Here is a 24,530-nt window from a genome sequence, read left to right as displayed (position 1 = left end):
GGCTCCTCCGCCTTGCATTGCGAAAAAATCTACGCAAACTATTCCCTCGCTTTTAAGAAAGATGAGGTACTAGTGGTCTGTCTACACTGGAATCATAATCAATGTAGTCAGGCCACCAGTTTGAAAAAAGCCGGAAAGGAGCTAGGACTCAGCAATAAGAAGTAACGAATTTCAGTGCAATAAGGGGAGAGGTGTTTGCTATGATGCTCACTATTGGTGTGATTTTGGTCATTATTACCATTTACTTTTTAGTCAAACGTTACGACGCGCGCTTAGTGCTGTTAGTATCCGGTATTCTTATGGCCTGTGTGGCCGGCACCCCGATGGCGGCTTTGAACGCCTTTGCCAAAGACATGACCAATGCCGGACTGATTCAGGCCGTATGTTCTGTTATGGGCTTTGCTATGGTTATGCGGTTTACCGAATGTGACAAACATTTAATCAATCTGATGGCCAGTGGTTTGGGAAAAGTTCGCCCGCTTTTGATTCCCGGCGTGGTGATTGCCACCTATGCCGTCAATGTGGCGTTGCCGAGTGCGGCAGGAACCGCGGCGGCGGCAGGCGCAATTTTTGTGCCGCTGATGATGTCTGCCGGTGTGCATCCGGCCATGGCGGCGGCAGCAGTCAAGTGCGGTACATACGGCAGTATGCTTAATCCAGGGTTGGCACATAATCCGATTGTGGCAAAAATTGCCGGCGTAGGGGTTATGGAAGTTATTGCCTTTCAATTCAAAGCCAACATTGCGTCGCTGATTGTGGCTGCAATTTTAATTACTGTTATTGCCTACTATAAAAAAGAACACAAGGGCTACCACGCGGCGGGGCTGGAAGTGGATAACTCCTTTAAAGTGAATCTGCTTTATGCGCTGATGCCGATGTTTCCGATTCTGCTTCTCCTTTTGGGGGCTACCTTGGTACCCGCTTTAAAAACGGATGTGCCTCAGGCTATGATTATTGGCAGTGCCCTGGCTTTTATCGTTACCAGGAAAAATCCTGTCGGCCTTAGCAATGCTTTTTTTGACGGTATGGGCAAAGCCTATGGTGAAATTATCGGCATTATTATTGCGGCCGGGGTATTTGTGTCAGGCTTGACGGCAATGGGGTTAGTCAAGGCCTTTATTGACGCCATGCTCCATAATCCGGCCATTGTCAAGCTGTGTGCTGCTGTTGGGCCTTTCCTTTTGGGCTTTGTCACTGGTTCCGGCGATGCGGCGACGATGGCTTTCAATCAGGCCGTTACACCTCATGCCGCCGATTTTGGCATGGAAGTTATGCAAATGGGCAGTATGGCTACCTTAGGCGGTACGCTTGGGCGTACGATGTCGCCGATTGCCGGCGCCACGATCATTGTAGCCGGTATTGCCGGTGTTAACCCGATGGAAGTGACAAAACGCAACTGGCTGCCGATGGTGGGGGCTATGATTATCGGCATGGCCCTTTTGATGTATTAATAGCAGGCGGGAAGCTGTATTCAATAAAATTATAAGCAAAAGCTGCAAGTCTGTACATCGCCCGGCGGTGTGCGGCTTGCGATTTTGCTTGCAACGGCTACAGCCGGCGAAACTGTGCGCCAATTATAGGCAAGGCCTTAATGTCAGGATTAACTTATTTTGACGAGGAGATTAACGCATGAATACGGACATTTTAGAATTAGTGCAAGCGAAAAAGGAGCAGCTTGTCAATTGCCGCCGCGATTTACATAAACATGCAGAAACAGCCTGGACGGAATTTCGTACAGCCTCAATCGTGGCTGAGACCTTAACCCGTCTTGGCTATCAGGTGGCAGTAGGCGAAGCGGTGATTGATGCTGAGGTGATGATGGGGGTACCATCCCCGCAGGAATTGGTCAGCCAGCAGGAAAGAGCTATAGCGCAGGGGGCTGATCCCAACTGGGTAGGCAGAATGACGGGTGGCAAAACCGGGGTAATGGGCGTGCTGCGCTGCGGGCAGCCAGGACCGGTGGCAGCATTCCGCTTTGATATGGATGCCAATGATGTAGCGGAAGCTATGGTGGAGGCACACCGTCCCTGGCGTGAAGGGTTCGCCTCTGTCAATGCGGGCGCGATGCATGCCTGCGGGCATGATGGTCATACGGCAATTGGCTTAACCCTGGCCGAAATTCTGGCTGAAAGGAAAGATGAACTGGCCGGAACGGTAAAGCTGATTTTTCAGCCGGCTGAAGAAGGGGTAAGGGGCGCGAAAGCGATGGTTGCGCGCGGTATTGTGGATGATGTCGATTTCTTTGTCGGCCTGCATCTGGGGATCGGATTGCGGCAAAAAGGCACGATGACCTGCAACACAGTAGGTTTCCTGGCGACGACGAAGCTTGATGCAGCCTATACCGGCGTTCCCGCCCATGCCGGCGCAGCGCCGGAAACCGGACAAAATGCCTTACTGGCGGCAGCCACGGCGGCCCTGAATTTGCACGCTATTTCCCGCCATAGCCAAGGGGCTTCGCGGATCAATGTCGGCGTACTGCAGGCCGGAACCGGACGCAACGTCATACCGGACAAAGCGGTATTGAAGCTGGAAACCCGCGGGACTACCAGCGAAATCAATGCTTATATGTACCAGCGAGCGCTTACGATCCTGGAGGCAGCCGCCGCGATGTATGAGGTGAAACTTGTTTTGTCGCCGATGGGCGGTGCCGCCAACTGTGAAAATAATCCGATACTTGTTGGGCGTTTACGGCAGGTTGCTGAAAAGAGCAACTTGTTTGCCCGCATATTGCCGGCAGGAAACATCGGCGGCAGCGAGGATTGTACCTATTTCATGGAACGGGTGCAGCAACAAGGCGGGCAGGCTGCCTATCTGATGATTGGTACCGAATTGGCAGCCGGGCATCATGATTCACGTTTTGATTTTGACGAAGATAGCTTGGTTAGTGCGACCGCTATGTTAGGCCAGGCCGCGGCCGAGCTTTTGCGTAAGGAATAGCTTGTAATTCAATTCATAAGAAATATTGTATACATTATTTCGGTATACAATATGGGGGTATTACTGTGCGTATAGAACAAGACTCATTAGGGGAAATGAAGCTTCCCGGGGCTGTGTATTATGGCATTCAAACTATGCGGGCCGTGCATAATTTCCCGATTAGCGGTGTGGGATTATGCAAAGAATTTATTATCGCGTTAGCAATATTGAAAAAAGCGGCCGCCAAGGCCAATATGAAAACAGGTCAGCTGGCGACAGATATCGGCGCGGCTATTGTGCAGGCTGCAGGCGAAATTATTGATGGCAAATGGCATGAGCAATTTGTTGTCGATTCGATTCAGGGCGGAGCCGGCACTTCGATGAATATGAATGCCAATGAGGTTATCGCCAATTTGGCTATTGAAAAACTGGGCGGCCATAAAGGCGATTATTCGCTGGTATCGCCCAACAACCATGTAAATATGGCCCAGTCTACGAATGACATTATGCCGTCCGCTATTCGCCTGGCTGCGATCAGTAAAGGTCACAGACTGCTTCAGGAATTGCTCTCTCTGGTAAACAGCCTGCACGCGAAAAGCGAAGAGTTTGCCGATTGCATTAAGATGGGGCGGACGCATTTGCAGGATGCGGTGCCGATTACGCTGGGGCAGGAATTTGCCGCCTATGCCATGACTGTCAAACGGGCCGGCAAACGCATCAGCGGTGAGCTGCAGAATTTTTATAATATCAATATGGGGGCTACGGCGGTAGGCACAGGCCTTAACGCCGACCCGGAATATATTGAAGAAGTGGTTAAGCAGATTAGTCTCCTTACCGGCGAAACCTTCCGCTCTTCCCCTAATCTTGTGGATGCCACGCAAAATACCGATGATTTGGCGGCGCTTTCGAGCGAACTGAAGGTGTGCGCTCTGTCATTATCAAAGATTGCTAACGACCTCCGGCTCATGGCTTCCGGCCCACGCTCCGGTCTCAGCGAAATTAGGCTGCCTAGCAGGCAGCCGGGTTCCTCCATTATGCCCGGCAAGGTGAATCCTGTTATTCCTGAAGCTGTTAATCAAGTAGCCTTCCAGGTGATCGGCAATGATCTTGCTGTCAGTTTAGCAGTCGAGGCAGGCCAGTTCGAGCTCAACGTCATGGAACCTGTCATGGCGTACAATTTATTTAACTCGCTGACCATTCTTACTAATGCGGTTAAGGTATTAAATGAAAAATGCATTGCTGGCATTGAGGCCAATTATGACAGCTGTAAGGCTAAAGTAAAAAACAGCATTGGAATTATTACCGCCCTGTCGCCGCATATTGGTTATGAAAAAGCTGCCGCCATTGCGAAAGAAGCCTTGGAAACAGGCATTCCTGTTGTGGAGCTTGTTAAACAAAAGGAACTTTTACCGGACGAACAGCTCGAAATTATCCTGTCACCAAGTGAGATGTGTAAGCCGGGTATTCCGGGTAAACAATTCTTGCTTCATGGATCATGATAAATAAAAACATCAATGCGCTTTCAGTTTGCATGGAGCTGGTGGTTATATTTTGTATGACACACAAATTTTAAAAAGAGAAGCCGCTGCTTATCTGCAGTCTTGCAGATGGATGGCGGTTTTTGTATCATGCAGTTTTATCAAGGCTGCTGGTGAATTGGGCTATACACAATCCGGTATCAGCCTTATGAGCAAAGCGCTGGAAAGTGGAATGGTTCCGCAACTATGACTCGGCGGTATTCCATAATTTCGCTAGTGATATCCAGGGCAGATGTGGACAGTTACAACAGACGGTGGTAGTATAATAGGTGTTTGCGCTTTTTATACTTTGGCAAAATGGAGAAGGTATCGATGAGTAAAGTTATTTGCGTATATAGTTCTTCCAGTTGGGCTATCGATCCGGTTTATTTCGAGGCGGCCTCCGCTTTGGGCCGGGAGATTGCAGCAAAAGGGCATCTATTCCTTTTCGGCGGCGGGCTCACCGGCCTGATGGGGGCCTGCGCCCGGTCGGTGCACCAGCACCATGGGCATGTTATCGGGATCATTCCGGAGGCATTACATGTTAAGGGCATTGTGTATGACCGGTGCGATGAACTTGTTGTAACCAAAGGACTGAGAGAAAGAAAGGCCACTATGGACGAACGTTCCGACGCCTTTATTGCCTTGCCGGGAGGATACGGCACCCTGGAGGAAGTTCTGGAAATCATAACCTTAAAGCAGCTGCGGTATCATAATAAACCGATTATCATTCTGAATATCAACCATTTCTATGACAAGCTGCTGGAGCAGTTTGAGACAATCATCAGTCAGCAATTTGCCAAACCGGAATGCCAGGAACTATACTTTGTGACAGAAGATATTTCTGCGGCTCTAGTCTATATTGATTCCTATGAGCCGCCGGTGTTTGTTCCGCGGTGGCTTACCGCTGTGCAGGATTAAACGCAGAGCCCGCCCAATTGGCGGGCTGTTGTATTGACGGAAAAATTTGAGGTACATCCAAAGCTGCCTGCTAAGCTTAGGCAGCGGCTAAAAAGACAGCGGCTTGTATATGCTTTTACAATTCATATATCTTTTGTCGCAAATATAATATAATGCCAATAGAGAGTTGCCTATATTGGGTGGATAAAAGAGGAGGAACTATGATTGGATCGCATGTTGGCGCCTTCAGGTGCCGGGCCTGTGGCTACTGCTGTTATAGAAATAAAGAATGGGATTCATACCTTGAGGTGGATGAGGCTACTTTTGAAAAAATAACCAGCGCGGGCATTGACGAAATCAAAAGCAATATTGCTGTAAGCCCAAATCAGGTGAGAAGGTTGAAATGCACCGGCAATCATTGTTCCTTTTTAAATAAGAATCATCTATGCGATATACATGCCAAGTATGGTTACGAGTATTTGCCTGATGCCTGTAAGACCTTTCCGCGCATCATCGGCTTAAGTACACGGGGAATAGAAATTTCGCTGATTTTTGTTTGCCGGGAAGCAATAAAAACAATCATCAATCAAAATAAAATCAGTTTCAGCCCGGGAATGCCTGAGGGGTTGATACAGCCCAATTTTTATCATTACGAGCTTTCCTCTACTGATGAATACGATATAGAGCGTATAAAACAATACTTTGAGTTTTTACCGCAGGCTATAAACGGTTTGCAGAACAGACATCTGTCATTTCAAAAACGGTTGCTTATTTTAGGTGAAAAGTCCCTGCAGATGAGTGAATACAGGGAAACTGTAATTTTCCCTGAACCGGACCTGAAGGCTGCGTTAGGAAGCCTGCACGCAATGATTATCAGTAGAACCCAGGAAACAGATAATGATTATACCGAACAATACCTCGCTAACCTCAGGATAATTCGCTCCATTATCGATGAACAGGCTTTTTCCCTGGCGGACTTCCAAGCCGTCAAGGAAAAATTTATTGTCAGGGACTATAACCACTATACATATGTATTGGAGAACTATGCCGTTAATTTTATGACTACCAACATATATTTTTTTAATGGGTCGGCCTTTGGTTATATTATGCTGATGATGCTATTGTCTTCGATTCAGTTATTTATGGCAGGCTATGCCGCGTTCTATCGGCGTACCCTGGATGAAGAAATAATAATGTTAGCCATTCAAAGCGTAGACACGGCTTTCTTTGGCCATATTCACTGGTTTTCGCAGAAAATAACTGCTATGATTAAACAGCATGGCATTTATACGTCCACAAAAATGGCCGTAAGGCTAGGCGAAGTATTGTAGCCTTTACCAGCTGGGGTTTTGGCGAAAACAATTGCCCGAAAAACGAGCGGCGAAGAATAAAAACAAATCACCTGTCCCCGTGTTTCAGACAGGCGATTGCTTCAGGGGGGAGGCTGGGGTAAGGCCTGTTTCACGCCTGCAATCTCGGCCGTGAGTACGTCTAAGGCAACAAGGTCGCCGGCATCCAGCTCTTGGAGAGAGCTTTTGCCCAAGGCTCGCATGGCCTCCTCCATTTCCAGGACCATGGATGTCAGTATGTTGGCCACACTGGTCGCGGCCTGGGCGACATCAAGCTGTGTTTTAGCGGCGGAACTATAATACACCAGCGCGGTGGGAGGCCCCCAGGGGGCGACTTTCGTGATTTGGTTATGCACCAGGGCAAACAGGGGAATGGTGCCGAGATAGACGGCGTCTGCTCCCAGGGCCAGCGCTTTGAGGCACTGGCCTGGCGTAAAGTAGCCGCCGGATATGATTAAACTGATCCCGGTATTTTTTAAAAACCGCTTGGCCCGGACTAATGCGCATAAACTCGGTAATCCTAAATCATCTTGTTTGGTCGGCGCCGAGCCGTGAGACCCGCCTTCGGCCCCGTCAAGCGCAATGACATCAAACCCTAACTGGACGGCGACGGCTAAATCCTGCTCAAGGTTAGCGGTGGCCATGATTTTTAGGGCTAGAGGAATGCCGTTGGCTCTTTGCCGTAATGTTTTCATAAACAACGGCCAATCTTCCGGTTTTTGCAACCCTGGCGGACCTGGGAGAGCAGGTACGGATTCATTGGGGCCCACGCCTGCCAGGAGGCGGGCTCTGCCCTCAATCTCCTTGGCTTCGATGCGGGATGTCCCTACGTTACCGCCTTGGCCCATTTGTACCTCCAGCATATCAGCGACGGCAATTTCGCCGTCAGTCCTTCCTCCCCATGGCCAGCGGCAAATTTGTAAAATAAATTTGCCTGCTGCCTGCGGTTCCTCCGGCAGAAAAGGCCCCTCGCCGGAATTGGCAGCCGTTTGCAGGGTTTTTGCGGCTTGCGCCAAAGCTAACTTTGCCTCCTCGCTGAGAGCTGTGCCATAGGCCATACCGCCGATCAGCAGGGGGATTTTTATATGCAGCGGTTTCTCCGCCGTTGGTCCGAGGGTTACGGTCATATCTATTCTGGCCCCTTCCGGCAGGGCTAATCTGGTCATCTGGCGGGGCGTGAACATGAGGTTATCATAGCCCAAAAAATGCCTGGGAGAGCCCAGGGGGCGGTTTATAACCTTGCCGGTTTCGGCCCGTAGGCTCATCTCTAACAAGTTTAAAGCAGATAACCGTTTCATTGACGTATATAGCTCGGCCAGATTCTGATCATAATCCTCGGTAAGTAGTTTTGCTAAGGAGTCGTCACTGACCCGATTAATAAAATAACGCAAAATAGGTTTGGCTGACAAGCTTAACGCTGTCAGCACAACAGCCACTAATAAGAGCGGCAGCCACCACTGGAAGTCAGTTATGATTATGTGCATTTTGCCATCCTAAGGATTTTGTATTATTGTTTCAATATTTCCTGTTGGTTACACCAGGGGGCCGGCGGGTCCGGCTGAATCAGAATGCAGTTTCACACCCGTAAGCGTCGCAGTCAGGGAATCCAGTGCAACGAGGTCATCAGGGCCAAGTTCTTGTAAAGAAGACTTGCCTAAGGCCTGTATAGTCTCCTCCATCTCCAGCACCATTGAGTTCAGTATATTAGCCACACTGGTCGCGGCCTGACCGATATTAAGCTGGCTTTTCGCCGGTGAATTATAATACACAAGGGTGGTGGGAGGTTCCCAGGGCGAGGCTTTGATGGTTTGATTATGGGCGAGGGCTAACAGGGGAACGGTACCCAGGTAGATGGCATCCGCCCCCAGGGCCAACGCTTTCAGGCACTGGCCTGGCGTAGAAAAGCCGCCTGCTGCCACTAAACTAATCCCGCTATTCGCCAAATACCGCTTGGCCCGCACCAGGGCATAGATGTTAGGCAAGCCAAAATCATCCTGCTTAATGGGCGCTGTTGCGTGCGTTCCGCCGCCGGACCCGTCAATCACGACCGCATCAAAGCCCAGGCTGACGGCAACCGCTAAATCTTCCTCAATCCGGTCAGTGGCCATAAGTTTGAGGGCTATGGGAATACCCTTGGCTCTTTGGCGCAATTTATTCATAAACGCAGGCCAATCGGCAGGGGTTTGAATTCCGGGCGGGGCAGGCAGGGCAATAGCCGGTTCGCCGGCAGCCAAGCCGCCGAGTCGGCGCGCCCTGCCCTCGATTTCCACCGCATCAATGCGGGATGTGCCAATATCAGCCCCCTGGCCCATTTGAACCTCCAGCATATCGGCGGCGGCGATTTCCTGGTCTGTTCGCCCGCCCCAGGACCAACGGCAAATTTGTAAAATAAATTTGCCGGCTACCACCGGTTCTGCCGGCAAAAACGGGCCTTCGCCGGAATTTGTCGCTGTTTGCAGCACTTTCGAGGCTCTGGCCAAAGCCAGTTTCGCTTCCTCGCTGAGGGCCAAACCGTAGGCCATACCCGCAATCATAAGCGGGATTTTTATAGTCAGCGGTTTTGCCGCTTGCGGGCCGATGGTTACGTTCATGTCAATGGGCGCACTTGGGGGCAGGGCGAAGGCCGTCATTTGCCGGGGGGTAAACATCAGGTGGTCATAACCGGGAAAATGCTTGGGTGAGCCTAGCGGCCTGGCTATACCTTTGCCGGTTTCGGCCCGTAAGCTTGTCTCAATTAAATTTAGCACGGAAAACCGCTGCAGTGATGGGTACAGCTCGGCCAGGTTTCGCTCATAATCAGTGGACAGCAGCTTGGATAAAGCAGCGTCCGAGACCCGGTTTATGATACAGCGCACAATTGGTTTAGCCAGCAAGACGGCTGCTGCCGCTGCCAAAAGCAGTGACAGCAGCAGCAACAGCAATAATTGGGAATTACTGATAATAATTGGCATAATGTTTTTCCCTGCCTGGATTTTTGCTTACTAGTCCGCCAAGTCTGAGCTATAGGCTGAATTGCGCGAAGTTTTTCGCCCGGCAAGGCGAAGGACGCTAACTGATTCAGTAAGTTCTGCCGTAACGAGGCCGGTAGGTGACAGGCCTCTTATTACTTGCGCGGCCGCGCATAGCGGGCATCTGCAAGGTGACGACAACGAAGCCGGACGGGAAATACCGCGCTAAGAACACCGCAGGTTTAGGCGTGGTGGACTACCAGTAGTATTCAACATTTCGCGCCGCTTTAAACCAGGGGGTGGTTATGGGGCCGGCAATGACCGGCTTGCTGTAAAGACTGCTACTTTGTGTTGAATACGGCAATAATAGGCAAGAGGGGGAGTTGCCGTGGCCAAATTGTATGTCTTTATTAGTCTTTTGTTAGCTACCATAAGCCTCTTTACCTTGCTTGTCTATCATTCCATCCTTAATGCTTCCTCGGCCCGGCCGGTTCCGCCGGACGCGATACCGGGGAAAACCGCCTTTCAGAAGCGAGCCTGCGTCGAATGCCATACTGTTTTTGGCAACGGCGGCTATGTAGGGGGCGACCTTACGAAGGTCTGTCAAAAAAGGGGAGAAGCGGTACTTAAGGACTATCTGGTACACCCGCCGATATTAACCGGAGCCAAACACAAGCGTCATGCCCAGGTTACCGAGCAAGAGGCTGAGGCCATTGCCGCCTATCTTAAATTCCTTAGTACCATTGATACCCTTGGCTGGCCCCTTGATGCCAATAACCGCGGTCATTCGGGGCAGCACCCGGAAGACATAAGGTAAAAGGAGCTTATAATGCTAATCTCCCAAAAACTGTGTTATAAGTACGCTTTGATCACTTTTTTATTTTTTGGCCTGCAGGGGATCATCGCGCTGGCCGGTGCCTTGGAAACCGTGTTTCCCGATGTGCCCATGCCGCTTCCATTTACTGCCGGCAGAGCCTTTCATCTCAATATCAGTATTATGTGGCCGCTGTTTGGCATAACCGGGATCATCTACTATTTTTTTTGCAGTGAAGCCGGCAGGGAAATCTATAGTGTAAGACTAATCGAAGCAAATTTTTGGCTGTTGTTAGTCACGATAGTAACAATACTTGGCTCACTTATCCTTGGGTTCAATGCAGGCATTGAATATCTCGAAGCGCTGCCGCCTCTCAAAGTGGGGATTGCGATCTCTATCAGCATCCTGTTTTATAATCTTATCCGGACATATATGGCAGCAAAGGTACCAAAAAGCCGGGCCACGCTGGTTAGTATGTTAGCGGGGAGTTTTACCCTGATCGTTTTTTTTATTCCCAACATCCTGCGTTATTCGCATCCGGTCGCAGAAGAATTCTTAAAGTTCTGGGTCGTTCATCTGTGGGAGGAGATGAGCCTGGAACTTATCGGCACCGGCGTGCTGGGGGCCGTTGTGGTGACACTGCCGGGAATGCAGCGCCGGGTCATTGAAAATGTACTTTATTTGGATATGATAGTTATGGTGGTAACCGGTGTTCTGGCTACCGGCCATCATTATTACTGGACCGGCGGACCAGCCTACTGGATTTGGGTCGGCGGCGCCTTTAGCACAATCCAGATCGTGCCGGTGTTATTACTGCTTTATTCTATTATGAGGACGGTAAAAGTCCAGTATTTTTACCAATTTGGACAACGGGAGAAAATGGTTACAGCCATGCTGGCGTGCAGTATGTTTTATCATATTTTTGGAGCCGGTCTGCTGGGCTTTTTTATGGCTATTCCGGCTGTTAACAAATATATTCACGGAACGTACATAACCTCCGCCCACTCCCATCTTGCGGTGTTTGGCGTCTTTGGTTTTCTGGTGCTGGCCCTGAGCTATTACATCTTTTTCTCAGAGGTCGCACTTGACACAAAAAATTATTTGTTTAGCTGGATCGGACTCCTGCTGCTCAATGGCGGTTTATTGATTATGTCAGTCGCCCTGCTTGTTGCCGGCGGCCTTCAGTCGCATTTCTGGTATGTTCTGGGCTTAACTGTTGGTCAAACCAACCAGGGGCTTTTTCCCTGGCTGCTGCTGCGGCTGGCAGGCGGGCTGGTATATGCCGCGGGCAGCTCGCTGCTCACCTATGTAGTTATAAACAAAGCCTGGAGCAGTTTTTCGCTCTGTTTTCCTTCGCTGAAGCTGTTGGAAGAGCAGCAATGTATGGCGCTAAAAGATCTTCACACCGGCTTTCAACAAGTAGTGGTTACGGCGAATAAACTGGAACAGGCATTAAGGAAAACGAAAATGGTATTGGATGAGTATCTTAAACCAAAACCTTAAGGGGCATGGTTTTTATGGGCTCCCTTTACGCTGGCCATTGTCGGTCTCATGGGATATACGGTCGGCGCCATCTGCGAAACCAACCGGACGTTGACGGCCTATGTCCTGATCCTGGCGGCGGCTTGTTGCATGAAAGTGGTTGCTTATTATGGCGCCGCAGGGATTATTTACGGCAGCTGGCTGGTGCCGATGGCATCCATTCCCGGCAACCTCGTTCAGAGCGGCGTGGCGGCGGTTATTGTACTGCCGGTTGTGGTCAAGTCGAGAAAATATGCGGCTGTTTGGTTCTGGGCAGGAAGCCGCAAGTAAAGCAGCTATTCAAAAAAGATGTCCTACAGTTCAGGAACTGTAGGGCATCTTTTTTGGCCGTAATGGCTGTTAGTGCGCCGGCTATTCGTATGCGTGTTAGACAAGGAATTAGGAGCCTTCGCCGTGGCGCTGGCCGGTGTGGTTATGATTTTTAACCTTCTTGGAGCCGGAAAGTGGTTCCGGCATATCGCTATCCTGATTTTTGCTGCGTTTAGGCGGATGGGGCTGATCCACAGGGTAAGCTTCCGGTTTCGTCATATATTCTTCCTCCCTCCGGTAGTTGCTGGATATTAATATCAGTCCGGCGATTAGCCGGTGCTTATACCTTACTATATAACTTGCGCGGCTTACCTGGTTTTATGCGTGGAAAACCTGCGGTTAATTGTGCTGTTTTGCCACAAGCAAAACAGTAGCCTAGTAGCCTGTCCCCGCGTCGTAATAAACATTGTCCCGCCAATGGCGGGACAGTATAAATTTCATCCAGGAATCAGGGTTATACTTTCGTTTCTTTAACATGGTCGCCAACCAATGCCTGCCGTTTAATGGTCATTTCAATCCGTTCAATCGGCAGCAGGCGCATGATAATTACGCAAACAATAAATTCAATACTCAGGTAGCTGGCATTAAACAGGAAGGAATACAGATAGGGCGAGACCGTCGGCGGCGCATAGCTGGCAAAAAACACGATGCCGGAAAGATAATGGAAGATAAACCGTCCCATAATGCCGACAGCAGCCCCCGTCAGGTACCGGCCCTTGAAATAGCCTGCCAGCCCCAAAGCCATAAAGGGCAGCGGATAATCAAACAACATCTGTACCGGGTGCAGGATAAAGGGGTCCTGGATCAAATTAATCATACCATATAAAAAACCGGTGAGATACCCAACCTCGGGGCCGTAAAAAAACGCCATCAGCAGTATGGGAATCATGCTGCCGGGAGTTACGCTGCCCCCCTGCGGCATATGGTATAGCTTAAAGGCGTGCAGAATGGCAGCCAGAGCAAGCGCGAGCCCGATATGGGACATCAGCCTGGCGTTACATGTTATCTTCTTCATGCGCAGCAGCGCTGCGACCAGCAGAATAACTCCTCCCAGCGTCAACAGTACGGTCGGGCTGGCTGCAATCGTTGCCAGGTTGTCCAGCAGATTGCCGTTCATATCTTTTCTCCTCCATTCGAAAATAAATACAAGCCGCAGGCCCTGGCAGGCCTGCGGCTTTTGCTGTACGTCAAGTCGCTTCCCTACGCTGGCATTATCCAGGTCAGGTTAAGGGTTAATGAAATCTGCTTTCATCTCTCAGCCCGCAGGCACCCCTAGCATATTTGGTATTTTATTCCACTATAGCACTGTTTGGTTTAACCGGCAAGTATTTTATAAGTTTTGCAAGTTTTGTTCTTATTTATCATGGGGCCATTGCAGATAAACCCCCAGCAAGCCTGCAGCCACCGCTACCGTTACTTCCTGACAGGCGGCCAGCGGCCGGTTGCTGATGGCGTAGGGCCGGTCCCGCCGCAGCTCGGTTTTCTGCAAAGGCCAGCGCACGCCGTCAATGGAAACCCCCAGGCAGCAGTCGGACAGGGAAAGCAGGGAGACGACGGCAGGCTTGGCCTCCGCTTTTATCCGCACGGTATCCTGGCCTGCTATAAACAACATGACTTCCGACTCATCGGCGGCAATCCCTTTGCCGCCAAGTGCTTCCCAGCCGGCTAACGACTGAATATTGCTAAAAGTATGGTCAAACCGCCCACCCCAGACACCGGTGACAACGGCAGTGGCCGGACCGTACATAGCCCGGGCTCTAAGCAAAGCCAGCTGAAAATCGGTATGATCCTTGTCGGCGGGATAGGCCTCGACCGGCACGCCCAGGCTCTTGCCCCAGGCCCACGCCTCGGGGCTGGCGCTGTCGCCGTCGCCAATGATCCGGGCCGGGGTTATACCGGCCTGGCGGCTGATATGGATGCCGCTGTCGATACACCACAGAGGGGCCTGGGGTGCCAGCTGCAGAAACCATTCTGCGGCCGGCGGTCTGCCGCCGGCCGCCAGCAACAGCGTTGCCGCCGGCAGCGGTTTGCCAAATATAAGCTCTGCCTGCGGCAGCTTTACAGTATGTCCCATGTTTACACCTGTCCCATTCGAATACTTTAAATCTTTACTTCACCCTCGCGTCCTTATTATCCTTTTCGCCTTTAATTAGAGCTGTCAATAAACCAGGCCGGGGGCTGCTTGGGGATGAAACACATAACCTGTCCCCATGTTTTCTATCCCCATGTTTTCGTGTTTGGGGACTGATTTGGCGGGTTCGTCAGCCAATTCCTGCGTTTGGTCGTAATTGTATGTTGCGCGGAGCAACAAGCCGCTACTATTATATTAGAATATTCTGAAGGAGGTCTTTCCGTGAGCCAATCCGTGTTCCCCCGGTCAAGCGAGGAGTTGCAGCATCTAGTGCGGACAGCGGCTGATACTGGCAGTCTGCTATATAACTACCGGCCGGGAAAGTCTGCAGGCGTAACCATCGATTTGGCAAAATTGGATAAAATCATTGAAATTGATACGGCTAACCTTGTCGCCACTGTCGAGGCCGGCGTTACACTCGGGCTGCTGGCCGAGCGGTTAGGCGCGCAAGGCCTGCGTTTTATCCCGGCCGACACCCCGTTTTATCATCACAAAACGGTCGGGCAGCTGTTTTATGAAGGCTGTTCTAACCTATCCAGCCTGAAATACGGGAGCGCCAAGCATTTCCTGATGGGCTCGGAGGTTGTTCTGCCGACAGGCGAGGTATTGAAAACAGGCGGTAAAACTGTCAAGAATGTTACCGGTTATGACTTTACCCGTTTTTTTAACGCGCCCTACACCGATTATGGCATTACCGCCCAATTTCTGCTGAAATTATTGCCTGTGCCGGAGACGCGCAAAGGGGTGGCCGTCACTTTTTCCAGCCTGGAAGCCATGTTGGCCTTTGTCAAAGACCTGAGAGAAAGCCGGTTGGTACCGGCCTATTTGTTGTGGGTGGATGACAGGGTGCAGGATTTTTTCCCAAACAACCGGCAAGGTCAGCTGGTTATGCTGGAGTTTGACGGCTTGCGGGAAGAAACCGATGAGCAAAGCAAAAGTGCGGCGGCGCTTATTAAAAAGCAGGGCGGGACGGTCCGGGAGGCTTATGAAGGGCGCGGCCAGACAGCAGTTACCTGGAACGGTCTCTATCATCAGGCCGGCAGGTACGTCCTGACTGATGAATATAAGCTGGCCTTTACCCGTCAGGCCGAATTCATTGGCGCCTGTTATGAAGCGGCCAGGCGTTGTGGCGTTCAAGCCGGCCTGTTTGGCCAGGTGGCGGAGGGCAAACTCAATATTGCTTGCCCCGGGCCGGAAGCGGACGCTGCTTTTATTGCCGAGCTGCAGGCGGCTGTTAAGCAGGCGGGCGGCATTGCGGCCGGCAAGTATGAGCGGCTGGCCGGAGGTCCCGGCGGCGGTGCTCTGGCCGAGCTTGAGCAGCGAGCCAAGCTGGCTTTTGACCCGCATCTTATCCTGAATCGCCTGACGCTGCAAGGGGGGAAATAAATGGCGAACCATTACGGAGAATGGCAAAAACAACTGGTCAAATGCATTCGCTGTGGTACCTGCCGGTCTGTTTGCCCGGTTTTTCAAGCCGCCGACAATGAAAACACCACAGCCAGAGGCAAAGTCAAATTGCTGGAAGCGGTTAGTGAGGGAAAATTAGCGCTGACCCCTGCGCTGCAGGCCCGCATGTCCAGGTGCTTATTGTGCAAAGCCTGCGTCAGCGGCTGTCCCTCCGGCGTAAGGACCGATGAGTTGTTTTTAAGCGCCAGGCAGGTCCTGGCTGCCAACAATGGACTGCCTCTGGCTAAAAAGCTGGCGTTCACCGGCCTGACCTACCGCCGGCTGTTTGATCTGGGGCTCAAAATGGGGGCTGCTTTTCAGGGGCTTGTCTTTAAAGATGCCCCAGGCGGCAGGGGGAAATTAGCCCGTATCCCGGTGCCTGGCGCCGGGCTTAGTCAGCGCCGGATCATTCCGCCGCTAGCCGTCTCGCCGCTAAGAACCCGGCTGCCGGAAACCAGCAGGGTAACGGCGCCGCAAGCGAGAGTGGCGTTTTATACCGGCTGTATGCTGAATTATGTCTATCCGGCAGCCGGTGAAGCCATTGTTAAGATTCTTAAAGACCACAAGGCCGAGGTCGTCATTCCGGCCAGGCAAAGCTGCTGTGGAACTCCGGCGTTTACTTCCGGCGACTATCAGGTAGGGCGGCATCTGGCTGAAGAAAATGTCAAGCTGCTGGCAGCCGGCAATTACGATGCCATCATTACCGGCTGTGCTTCGTGCGGGTCGGCCTTACAGCATGAATACGGCGCTATTATCGCCGATCCGGCCGTAAAAAAGTCCTGGGAGGCAATTGCCGGAAAAGTACAGGACATTACCCAGTTTGTGGCGGCCCTGGGGCTCAAAAACGAGCTGCGGACAGTACGGGCGAAAATTACCTACCATGACCCCTGCCACCTGGTGCGAGGCATGGGCGTTGCCAAAGAACCGCGGCAGTTATTAAAGGTTATTCCCGGCGTGGAATACGCAGAAATGCAGGATGCCGCCAAATGCTGCGGCGCCGGCGGCACTTTCAGCATGGCTTACTATGACGTAGCCCGGACCATTAATGACTGGAAACTGGCTAACGCGGAAAAGACCGGAGCCAATATTTTGGCAACAGGCTGCTCAGCCTGCCGGATGCATATTACCGACGGACTGGGGCAAAAAGGCAGCCCCATGCAGGTGCTGCATACGGCTGAGATTATTGCCAGGGCTTACGGCCTGGACTAAGGAGGTGGAGAAATGGAACAGCAAATTATCGCTGAATTAAAAAGACTGGTTGGTCCTCAATATGTTATGGACCAGTTGGAAGACAGGCTCTGTTATTCTTTTGACGCTACCTTCCGCGATTTTCCGCCTGAGGTGGTGGTTAAGCCCGGCAGTGTGGCGGAAATCGCTGCTGTTGTTAAACTGGCCGGCAGACACAATATCCCCGTAACGGCCAGAGGCGCGGCCACCGGCTTATCCGGCGGCTCGGTGCCGGTAAAGGGCGGCATTTGCCTTGTGCTTACCCGCCTTAACCGGATTATTGAGATTGATAAGGCCAACCGGGTGGCTGTGGTCGAAGCCGGGGTAATTACCGAGGATTTTGTTGCGGCTGTAAATCAGGCCGGCCTTTTCTACCCGCCTGACCCGGCCAGTGCCAAGACCTCAACCATGGGCGGCAATATTGCCGAATGCGCCGGTGGCCCCAGAGGCGTTAAATACGGCATCACCCGCGACTATGTGCTGGGGCTGGAGGTTGTCTTGCCTGACGGCCGTGTCGTTGAGCTGGGCAACCGGTTTGACGGCGAGATGGCCGGTCCGGACTGGACCATGCTCCTTGTCGGCTCCGAAGGCACACTGGGGCTTGTGACCAAGGCATATATAAAACTTGTCGACAAACCCAGCGCGAAACAAACCCTGCTCGCTATTTTTAACAGCCTTGATGACGCCGCCCGCACTGTCAGCGAAATGATTGCCTCCGGCACCATCCCGACCACACTGGAGATTATGGATAACCTGACGATCCGCGCCGTCGAGGATTACCTGCAGGTGGGTCTGCCCGTCCAGGCCGAGGCCATTCTCCTGATTGAAGTGGATGGCAGTGCGGCAGCTATTGCCAGACAGGCCGGGCATGTCATGAAGGTGTGCAAACAGTGCGGCGCCACTGAGATCCAGGCAGCCTCCACCCCGGCTGATATTGATAAACTGTGGCGTGCGCGCCGCGCCATTTCCCCGGCCTGCGGCAAGCTCAATCCGACTAAAATCTCCGAAGACGCCACTGTGCCGCGCAGCGAGATCCCGGCCATGGTCCGCCGCCTGCGCGAGATCGCCCGCAAGTATGACTTAAAGATGGTTATTTTCGGTCATGCCGGTGATGGCAACCTGCATCCCAATATATTGAGCAATAAGCATGACCGCGAAGAAATGGAACGGGTGGAGCAGGCGGTAGCGGAATTATTCCAGGCGGCCCTGGCTCTGGGCGGCACGTTGTCAGGCGAACACGGTATTGGCTATATGAAAGCACCGTTTCTCAAATGGGAGACAGGGGAAACCGGCTTTGCCGCCGGGCAAAAGCTGAAACAGGTCCTCGATGAGCAAGGCCTGTTTAACCCCGGCAAGCTCTTTAATGCGTAACGATAAAATAGTTGTAACATTGATGAGGGGGAGGAAGAAAAATGCTGAAAACGGTATCCCGTTATTGTAAGGGCTGTGGGATTTGTGTTGAGTTTTGTCCGAAAAAGGTGCTGCAGCTCGACGCACTGGGAAAGATCGAGGTTGCCGGGGCTGAGGCTTGTGTGGCTTGCGGGCAGTGTGAACTCAGATGCCCTGACTATGCTATTTATGTGACCGCAGATTAACAGGATAATGAACGGAGGAATGGATTCATGGCGAAAGCAGTACTGATGCAGGGGAATCATGCTTGCGCAGAAGGCGCACTTGCCGCCGGCGCCCGCTTTTTTGCCGGCTACCCGATAACACCGTCAACGGAGGTGGCCGAGCTGTTGGCCAAACGGCTGCCCCAGGTCGGCGGCACCTTTATTCAGATGGAAGACGAAATTGCCGGTATGGCGGCAACCATCGGCGGGGCTTTGACCGGTGTTAAGTCGCTGACAGCCACAAGCGGTCCCGGCTTTTCCCTCAAGCAGGAATTAATTGGCTATGCGGCTATGGCCGAAGTACCCTGTGTTATTGTCAATGTACAACGGGTGGGCCCCAGTACCGGCCAGCCGACCTCGCCGGCGCAGGCCGATATTATGCAAGCCCGGTGGGGATCGCATGGCGACAGGGGGGTTATCGCGCTCTGCCCGGCCAGCGTACCGGAGTGTTACCGCCTGACAGTAGAAGCCTTTAACCTGGCCGAGCGATACCGCACACCGGTGGTATTGCTGCTTGATGAAATTATCGGTCATATGCGGGAGAAATTTGAGCTGCCTGAACCGGGGACGGTAAAAATTATTAACCGCAAGCAGCCCGGCCTGCCACCGGGGGTGTTTCGCCCGTATGAGCCGGATCCTGACGGTGTGCCGCCGATGCCGGCCTACGGTGACGGTTACCGGTTCCATGTTACCGGTCTGGCGCACGACTATACCGGTTTTCCCAGCGGGGCTAATGCCACTTCCCAGGAGCTGATTGCCAGGCTGCATACCAAAATCACCGCTCATATTGACGATATTGTTACCTTTGAAGAACAGTATACAGAGGATGCCGCAGTGGCCGTTATTGCTTTCGGCGGTACGGCCCGTACGGCTTATGCCGCCATTGCCGGGGCGCGGGAGCAGGGGATCCGGGCCGGCTTGTTCCGGCCTGTTACCATCTGGCCGTCGCCGGCAAAACAGATTGCGGCCCTGGCTGAAAAGGCTAAAACCATAATTGTGGCCGAACTCAACTACGGCCAATATGTTGGCGAGGTCGAGCGGATTGTCGCCGGCCGGGCCAGGGTGGTATCGCTGGCCAAGTGGAATAATGACCCGATTACACCGGCTGAAATGCTGGCAGTCATTAAAGAGGCCAGCACCAACTGAGGAGGAAATAAGGTGGAACAATTACTGGAAAAATACTTTCGGCCTAAATTGCCGCATATGTGGTGTCCCGGTTGCGGCAATGGCATTGTAACGGCCGCTATTGTCCGGGCTATAGACAAACTGGGGCTTGACCAGGATAAGACGACCATCGTGTCAGGGATCGGCTGTTCGTCCCGGGCTCCCGGTTACCTGCACTTTGATACCCTGCACACGGCTCATGGCCGGGCGCTGCCGTTTGCCACCGGCATTAAGCTGACTAAACCCGGCCACAAGGTGCTTGTTGTCAGCGGCGATGGCGATGCGACCGCCATTGGCGGCAATCATTTCATTCATGCCGCCAGACGTAATATTGATCTTACGGTTATTATATACAACAACAATATCTATGGGATGACCGGCGGGCAGTATTCGCCCCTGACCCCCCGGCAGGCCAAAGCCACGACCGCGCCTTACGGCAATATCGACCGGGCTTTCGATTTGGCCCAACTGGCTAAAGGGGCGGGAGCCACCTTTGTTGCCAGGTCAACCACCTACCATGCCAAGCAGCTTGCGGGACTGATCGCCAAGGCCATTGTCCATGAGGGGTTTGCCGTGGTGGAGGCCCTGACCGGTTGTCCGATTTCCTTTGGCCGCCAGAACAAACTGGGAAAACCGGCCGCCCTGTTGGCCTGGCAGCGAGACAATACCGTGCCGGTCGAAGCGGCAGCCAGGCTCACGCCGGAGCAATTGGCGGGAAAAATCCCGATTGGCTTGCTGCATCAGGAAATGGCGCCGGAATATACTGCTGAATATGGCCAGGTTATTACACAGGCGATGGGAGGGCGTGGTTAATATGATGGAAGTCAGATTAAGCGGTTCAGGGGGCCAGGGGTTGATCCTGGCCGGTATTATCCTGGCCGAAGCGGCCATTGCCGACGGCAAGGAGGCGGTGCAGTCCCAGTCTTACGGGCCCGAAGCCCGCGGCGGTTCCAGCAAATCAGAGGTTATCATCAGCAGCAGCCTCATCCATTACCCTAAAGTGGCCAACCCCGACCTGCTCCTGGCGATGACGCAGGAAGCACTCCATAAATATGGCCCCGATTTGAAGGACACAGGCCTGCTGATCGTTGACAGCACCTTGGTCCGCGACGTACCGGCAGGCTATAAACAGGTGCATGCCGTCCCCATCACCCAGCTGGCCAAAGAACGGTGCGGCCGGGAGCTGTTCGCGAACATTATCGCCCTGGGGACAATGATAAAGCTTACCCGCTCTGTCAGCCTGGAGGCCATGGAAAAGGCCGTTCTGGCCCGTGTGCCTAAAGGTACGGAGGCTATGAACAGGTTAGCCTTGCAAACCGGTTATCAGGCAGTGTAACATTGTCTTGTGAACATAAATTATCGCTTTGCATAAAATAATGAAGGTAAAATAAATAAAATCCGCTGTATCCATAATCATCGGAATAACAGCGGATTTTTTGTTTCTCTTTATGACGCATATAGTCGTTTTTGCGGTCGACCCAGATAGGCGCCAGTTTTACTGCGGGAGTCATTGCCCGATTCGGTTTACCGGCAATCTTTAAAGTGTTTGGATTAATGGTGCCACATTTAATTATTTTTTTCTTTTTGGACATGGCTGCACCTCCTGTACTGATACCATTATAAGCTAATCACGCTCTATTGGCAAATGGTCCAATACTGTATTGGACCATTCACCAAGCGAATATACTGCAGGAAGGCTGCTTTGCGATGCATGGGGATGAATACGGTGTCAACTCTTTCGTTATGGTTGGAGTGTAAAAAGAAATACCGCCTTTAGGCGGTATAGCGTCATTTTTCTTGCGGTAACTGTGGCCTAGTGATCGAATTTACTTCTTTAGCACTTTCCTTGTTGGAGACAGTCTTAGGATCACCAAGGGTAACACGGGGTGAATTGCCGGTTTTTTTACTTTGGTATAGATTACTCATCATGCACCTCTTTCGCGTAATGGTCGAAGTTAGCTTTTCCCTGAATAAGATAAGCCATACCAGCAGTAATAATTGAAGTGGAGGGAGAACAATGAAAGCCATAACAATCCTGGAGCCGTGGGCAAGCCTAATTGCCGGCGGCGCGAAACAGATAGAGACGCGGAGCTGGTCGACTAAGTACCGGGGGCCAATTGCGATTCACGCGGGGCAGGAAACGAAGCGGGCGTTTTATAGCCTGCCTATTATTACCGCTTTGGGAGTAAGTTGTGTTTCGGACCATTGGTTGCATATTCGCCTAGGCTCGGTGATTGCGATAGCTAACTTAGTTGACTGCCTTCAAGTCAGAGGTACAGCCTCCTTAAAGATCGGCACTGAACAGAGAGTTGCCGCTATTTTAGAAAATAACATGAGGGTCACGGGCAATGAACTTGAGCTTGGTAATTATACACATGGCCGCTACGCCTGGATACTCGCCAATGTGCGCCGGATTGAGCCGGTGCCGGCCAGGGGGCGGCAGCGGCTGTGGGAGTGGGAGGGGCCAGGCGGGGATGATCGCAGTTAAACGAAAAAAAGAGAAGTGTTCAACCACTTCTCTTAGAACTGTTTATCGGTCCCGATTGGGAACATCCTGTAGATTCTCGAATTCAGGATTCATTTGACTCTTGTTATCGTGCTGTTTGGATATAGGTTTTTTATCCTGCTTATCTTTAGGAGGCAGCGGCTTTTTGGCATTTGTGTTGCATGGTTCATTTATTGGATGCTTTTTGTCACAGTTTGGTTTGTGTTGGCTGGGGTGATTATTCTGAGCCTGACTTTGAACAACCGGCCTTTCCGGTAACTGCTCATTCGGGGCGGCAAAGGCGGACATGGTGCCGGCACCGTACACCATCGCTAATCCCAATGCCAGCGACAAAACTGTTTTATTTTTAGTAAACATATCTTCAACCTCTTTCTAAATTGTTTTTTAGTACCTTGTTTGGTACGACTTTATCTTAACAATTAGTTCTTAAAATTCTTTTAAAGTGAAACTTTTATTATTTTCCAATGCGGCTGCAATTTTAAAGAAAAAGATGGTTCTATTTACCAGCTTGTCATATTTTTGTCATATTTCCATGTTATGCTAATTGCAAATAAACAAAAGGAGGTATGCTTTATCAACAAGCTAACTAAAAAGACTATTGTTTATTCGCTGGTAGCGCTGATGCAAATTGGGATAGGTGCAACAGTCGCCGCCGCAGCGTTGGAGCCGGCACCGGCACCGGGAACAGGAAATGATAATCAACCACGGTATGAAGAAAAGGTTAAAGATCGTGACCAACAAATCCGCGAGGAAAACCAGCGTCATGAACAAGAAATGAAACGGCGCCCGAACGAGACAGACGAGGATTGGCAGGAACGTCAACGTATGGAAAAAGAGCGCCATGAAAAGGCACTGAAAGATATTAACCAGGGTATTCCTCCTCAATAATGCCCGGTAAAAGCCCCGGCCTGCGGTCCGGGGCTTTTTTATCCTGCTAGAAAGGTTAACTTTCCCTGGATAAGGGCAACAGCGGCTTCCGCTTGCGCCAAAGGCTCGGCGCAAGCCGTGTTTTCTTTATGCAAGAGCTATAAATAACCAGATGTAATCTTTACAGCAAACTGATCTTCAATCCAGGAAGCGCTATGATTAGGTTTCCAGAACAATTGCAAAGCTTTATCTTCTGATGAATACGTTAATTTAAAATAACCGCTGTTAGAAGCTTCGCTCCAAGAGCCAGTTAATGTATTTTTAATTACAGTACCTTCTAGCTTTCCGTTACCTTGTTCATAAGAACCTGTGACCTTATTACCCTTTTGCATTAATTTCATTTTCCCGCGATTAGTATAATAATTGCCTGACCAATCAAATTTTTCTCCCGCACTGGAACTGTTTATCTGATCCAAGCTGCTAAACGGCATTGTTAAATCTACATTACCATTAATTTGGGTAATAAACATGGTGCCGGCTGGGATGATTGCTTCTTTACCAGGGCTAGGGTCAAGATAAACCAGAAAAATACCTGCTAAGCCAGCTATAATATCAACACCTACAGCGCCTCCTGCACCACCAATGCCTTGTTCGTAAGTTCGAATGGCTGAATGCCCTTGGCCATCGTTTTTTATACCATTCATCAAGGGAACCTTAACCCCATTAATCGTTCTTATATACAGCGGAGTTAATTCTATACCACCTGCTTTGCCGAATTTAGATGGCGGACGAATATTTGAGATTAAAACATAGCCTGTAGAACCTGATTCTATTACTATCGTATTATTCACTGTTATATCCTCAAGGGCGGATACCTCAAGCACTGCTCCTTTAATAGCCTGTTTGGAGTTTACCGTGCTGGTTAGCTGTACTGCTATTGTTGTACCATTAGGAATATAAGCATTACCTGGAATAACACCAGGTACATCTGATTCTGCATAAGCTAGACAAGGCAATACAAGTAACAAAAGTATAAAAATAAGTCGGCCCATTACTAATCCCTCATTTAAATTTTTATCAATATTATACTCTGTGCGACTTGTAGTTAATTGTCGGATTATATCGATAAAAATAGATTATATAGTTTTAAGAGAGTGAGCATTCCGTTTAAATCCGGCCTTCGATAGGATCAGCAGTTTGGAAGTAATTTCAGTAGCGTAGTAGCTGCCATGAATACAGCCGCCTTACGGGGCGGCGTTTTTTTTTGTCTTGCCTATTGGC

General features: G+C 51.1%; 25 protein-coding genes, 1 pseudogene and 1 riboswitch. Of the genes and pseudogenes, 18 read left to right on the top strand and 8 right to left on the bottom strand.

Features of this window, described 5'->3' with window-relative positions; translation table 11 throughout:
- Positions 1–200: 200 nt before the first annotated feature.
- The 6 genes from dcuC to fliB all read left to right on the top strand — a co-directional run bounded on the left by dcuC (position 201) and on the right by fliB (position 6,664).
- On the top strand, positions 201–1,451 hold the full coding sequence (gene dcuC, locus ACZ481_RS20005) for a C4-dicarboxylate transporter DcuC (RefSeq protein ID WP_464767100.1): 1,251 nt from the start codon (positions 201–203) through the stop codon (positions 1,449–1,451).
- A gap of 178 nt (positions 1,452–1,629) precedes the next feature.
- The gene (locus ACZ481_RS20000) at positions 1,630–2,937 is read left to right on the top strand and encodes an amidohydrolase (RefSeq protein ID WP_464767099.1); all 1,308 of its coding nucleotides are present in this window, start codon (positions 1,630–1,632) and stop codon (positions 2,935–2,937) included.
- A gap of 65 nt (positions 2,938–3,002) precedes the next feature.
- Complete coding sequence (locus ACZ481_RS19995; protein ID WP_464767098.1) at positions 3,003–4,415, top strand: aspartate ammonia-lyase; 1,413 nt, start codon at positions 3,003–3,005, stop codon at positions 4,413–4,415.
- A gap of 52 nt (positions 4,416–4,467) precedes the next feature.
- Complete coding sequence (locus tag ACZ481_RS19990) at positions 4,468–4,644, top strand: helix-turn-helix domain-containing protein (RefSeq protein ID WP_464767097.1); 177 nt, start codon at positions 4,468–4,470, stop codon at positions 4,642–4,644.
- A 122-nt stretch (positions 4,645–4,766) separates the two neighbouring features.
- Positions 4,767–5,354: an LOG family protein gene (locus tag ACZ481_RS19985; RefSeq protein WP_464767096.1), complete on the top strand. Its 588-nt coding sequence runs from the start codon at positions 4,767–4,769 to the stop codon at positions 5,352–5,354.
- 200 nt (positions 5,355–5,554) lie between these two features.
- Positions 5,555–6,664: a flagellin lysine-N-methylase gene (gene fliB / locus ACZ481_RS19980; RefSeq protein WP_464767095.1), complete on the top strand. Its 1,110-nt coding sequence runs from the start codon at positions 5,555–5,557 to the stop codon at positions 6,662–6,664.
- A 101-nt stretch (positions 6,665–6,765) separates the two neighbouring features.
- Here fliB and ACZ481_RS19975 read toward each other — a convergent pair whose 3' ends face one another.
- Together ACZ481_RS19975 and ACZ481_RS19970 are read right to left on the bottom strand one after the other, a co-directional pair.
- Complete coding sequence (locus ACZ481_RS19975) at positions 6,766–8,166, bottom strand: FMN-binding glutamate synthase family protein (protein ID WP_464767094.1); 1,401 nt, start codon at positions 8,164–8,166, stop codon at positions 6,766–6,768.
- Between the two features lie 48 nt (positions 8,167–8,214).
- Positions 8,215–9,633 (bottom strand): FMN-binding glutamate synthase family protein, encoded by a 1,419-nt coding sequence (locus tag ACZ481_RS19970; RefSeq protein WP_464767093.1) that lies wholly within the window; start codon positions 9,631–9,633, stop codon positions 8,215–8,217.
- 385 nt (positions 9,634–10,018) lie between these two features.
- On the opposite strand from ACZ481_RS19970, the gene ACZ481_RS19965 reads away from it, so the two are divergent.
- From ACZ481_RS19965 to ACZ481_RS19955, 3 genes and pseudogenes are all read left to right on the top strand, one after another.
- Entirely contained in the window at positions 10,019–10,447 is a 429-nt protein-coding gene (locus ACZ481_RS19965; protein WP_464767092.1) for a c-type cytochrome, read from the top strand.
- Between the two features lie 12 nt (positions 10,448–10,459).
- Positions 10,460–11,947, top strand: a complete 1,488-nt coding sequence (locus ACZ481_RS19960) for a cbb3-type cytochrome c oxidase subunit I (RefSeq protein WP_464767091.1) — start codon at positions 10,460–10,462, stop codon at positions 11,945–11,947.
- 18 nt (positions 11,948–11,965) lie between these two features.
- Positions 11,966–12,256, top strand: a pseudogene (locus ACZ481_RS19955) (ECF transporter S component); the annotation flags it as partial.
- A gap of 108 nt (positions 12,257–12,364) precedes the next feature.
- On the opposite strand, the gene ACZ481_RS19950 reads toward ACZ481_RS19955, so the two are convergent.
- The 3 genes from ACZ481_RS19950 to ACZ481_RS19940 all read right to left on the bottom strand — a co-directional run bounded on the left by ACZ481_RS19950 (position 12,365) and on the right by ACZ481_RS19940 (position 14,369).
- On the bottom strand, positions 12,365–12,514 hold the full coding sequence (locus ACZ481_RS19950; RefSeq protein ID WP_464767090.1) for a small acid-soluble spore protein P: 150 nt from the start codon (positions 12,512–12,514) through the stop codon (positions 12,365–12,367).
- A gap of 235 nt (positions 12,515–12,749) precedes the next feature.
- On the bottom strand, positions 12,750–13,412 hold the full coding sequence (gene thiT / locus ACZ481_RS19945; protein ID WP_464767089.1) for an energy-coupled thiamine transporter ThiT: 663 nt from the start codon (positions 13,410–13,412) through the stop codon (positions 12,750–12,752).
- A gap of 63 nt (positions 13,413–13,475) precedes the next feature.
- Positions 13,476–13,579, bottom strand: a riboswitch (TPP riboswitch).
- 70 nt (positions 13,580–13,649) lie between these two features.
- Positions 13,650–14,369: a thiamine diphosphokinase gene (locus ACZ481_RS19940; RefSeq protein ID WP_464767088.1), complete on the bottom strand. Its 720-nt coding sequence runs from the start codon at positions 14,367–14,369 to the stop codon at positions 13,650–13,652.
- Positions 14,370–14,648: 279 nt separating this feature from the next.
- Here ACZ481_RS19940 and ACZ481_RS19935 point away from each other — a divergent pair, with 279 nt between their 5' ends.
- The 7 genes from ACZ481_RS19935 to ACZ481_RS19905 are packed head-to-tail and all read left to right on the top strand — an operon-like array spanning position 14,649 to position 21,212.
- Entirely contained in the window at positions 14,649–15,812 is a 1,164-nt protein-coding gene (locus ACZ481_RS19935) for an FAD-binding oxidoreductase (protein WP_464767087.1), read from the top strand.
- Positions 15,813–17,081, top strand: a complete 1,269-nt coding sequence (locus tag ACZ481_RS19930) for a (Fe-S)-binding protein (RefSeq protein ID WP_464767086.1) — start codon at positions 15,813–15,815, stop codon at positions 17,079–17,081.
- Positions 17,082–17,093: 12 nt separating this feature from the next.
- Positions 17,094–18,470: an FAD-binding oxidoreductase gene (locus ACZ481_RS19925; RefSeq protein ID WP_464767085.1), complete on the top strand. Its 1,377-nt coding sequence runs from the start codon at positions 17,094–17,096 to the stop codon at positions 18,468–18,470.
- A 41-nt stretch (positions 18,471–18,511) separates the two neighbouring features.
- Complete coding sequence (locus ACZ481_RS19920) at positions 18,512–18,694, top strand: 4Fe-4S binding protein (RefSeq protein ID WP_464767084.1); 183 nt, start codon at positions 18,512–18,514, stop codon at positions 18,692–18,694.
- Positions 18,695–18,721: 27 nt separating this feature from the next.
- Positions 18,722–19,858, top strand: coding sequence for a 2-oxoacid:acceptor oxidoreductase subunit alpha (locus ACZ481_RS19915; RefSeq protein WP_464767083.1), 1,137 nt, complete (start codon positions 18,722–18,724; stop codon positions 19,856–19,858).
- Positions 19,859–19,870: 12 nt separating this feature from the next.
- The gene (locus ACZ481_RS19910) at positions 19,871–20,689 is read left to right on the top strand and encodes a 2-oxoacid:ferredoxin oxidoreductase subunit beta (protein WP_464767082.1); all 819 of its coding nucleotides are present in this window, start codon (positions 19,871–19,873) and stop codon (positions 20,687–20,689) included.
- A gap of 1 nt (position 20,690) precedes the next feature.
- Complete coding sequence (locus ACZ481_RS19905) at positions 20,691–21,212, top strand: 2-oxoacid:acceptor oxidoreductase family protein (protein WP_464767081.1); 522 nt, start codon at positions 20,691–20,693, stop codon at positions 21,210–21,212.
- Here the strand turns inward: ACZ481_RS19905 and ACZ481_RS19900 are convergent.
- Positions 21,169–21,468, bottom strand: a complete 300-nt coding sequence (locus tag ACZ481_RS19900) for a hypothetical protein (protein WP_464767080.1) — start codon at positions 21,466–21,468, stop codon at positions 21,169–21,171. The genes ACZ481_RS19905 and ACZ481_RS19900 overlap by 44 nt on opposite strands.
- A gap of 425 nt (positions 21,469–21,893) precedes the next feature.
- Here ACZ481_RS19900 and ACZ481_RS19895 point away from each other — a divergent pair, with 425 nt between their 5' ends.
- Positions 21,894–22,364 carry an ASCH domain-containing protein gene (locus ACZ481_RS19895; protein WP_464767079.1) on the top strand — a complete coding sequence of 157 codons (471 nt, stop codon included), beginning with the start codon at positions 21,894–21,896 and terminating at the stop codon, positions 22,362–22,364.
- 42 nt (positions 22,365–22,406) lie between these two features.
- On the opposite strand, the gene ACZ481_RS19890 is transcribed toward ACZ481_RS19895, so the two are convergent.
- Positions 22,407–22,739 (bottom strand): hypothetical protein, encoded by a 333-nt coding sequence (locus ACZ481_RS19890; RefSeq protein WP_464767078.1) that lies wholly within the window; start codon positions 22,737–22,739, stop codon positions 22,407–22,409.
- Between the two features lie 180 nt (positions 22,740–22,919).
- Between ACZ481_RS19890 and ACZ481_RS19885 the strand changes: the two genes are divergently transcribed.
- The gene (locus ACZ481_RS19885; protein WP_464767077.1) at positions 22,920–23,270 is read left to right on the top strand and encodes a hypothetical protein; all 351 of its coding nucleotides are present in this window, start codon (positions 22,920–22,922) and stop codon (positions 23,268–23,270) included.
- A gap of 137 nt (positions 23,271–23,407) precedes the next feature.
- Here the strand turns inward: ACZ481_RS19885 and ACZ481_RS19880 are convergent, their stop codons facing one another.
- Entirely contained in the window at positions 23,408–24,301 is an 894-nt protein-coding gene (locus ACZ481_RS19880) for a hypothetical protein (RefSeq protein ID WP_464767076.1), read from the bottom strand.
- Positions 24,302–24,530 lie beyond the last annotated feature (229 nt).

It is taken from the genome of Sporomusa intestinalis (assembly GCF_055383785.1).
The sequence above is the reverse complement of the archived record's forward strand: the minus strand, read 5'-3'. Positions and strand labels throughout refer to the sequence as shown.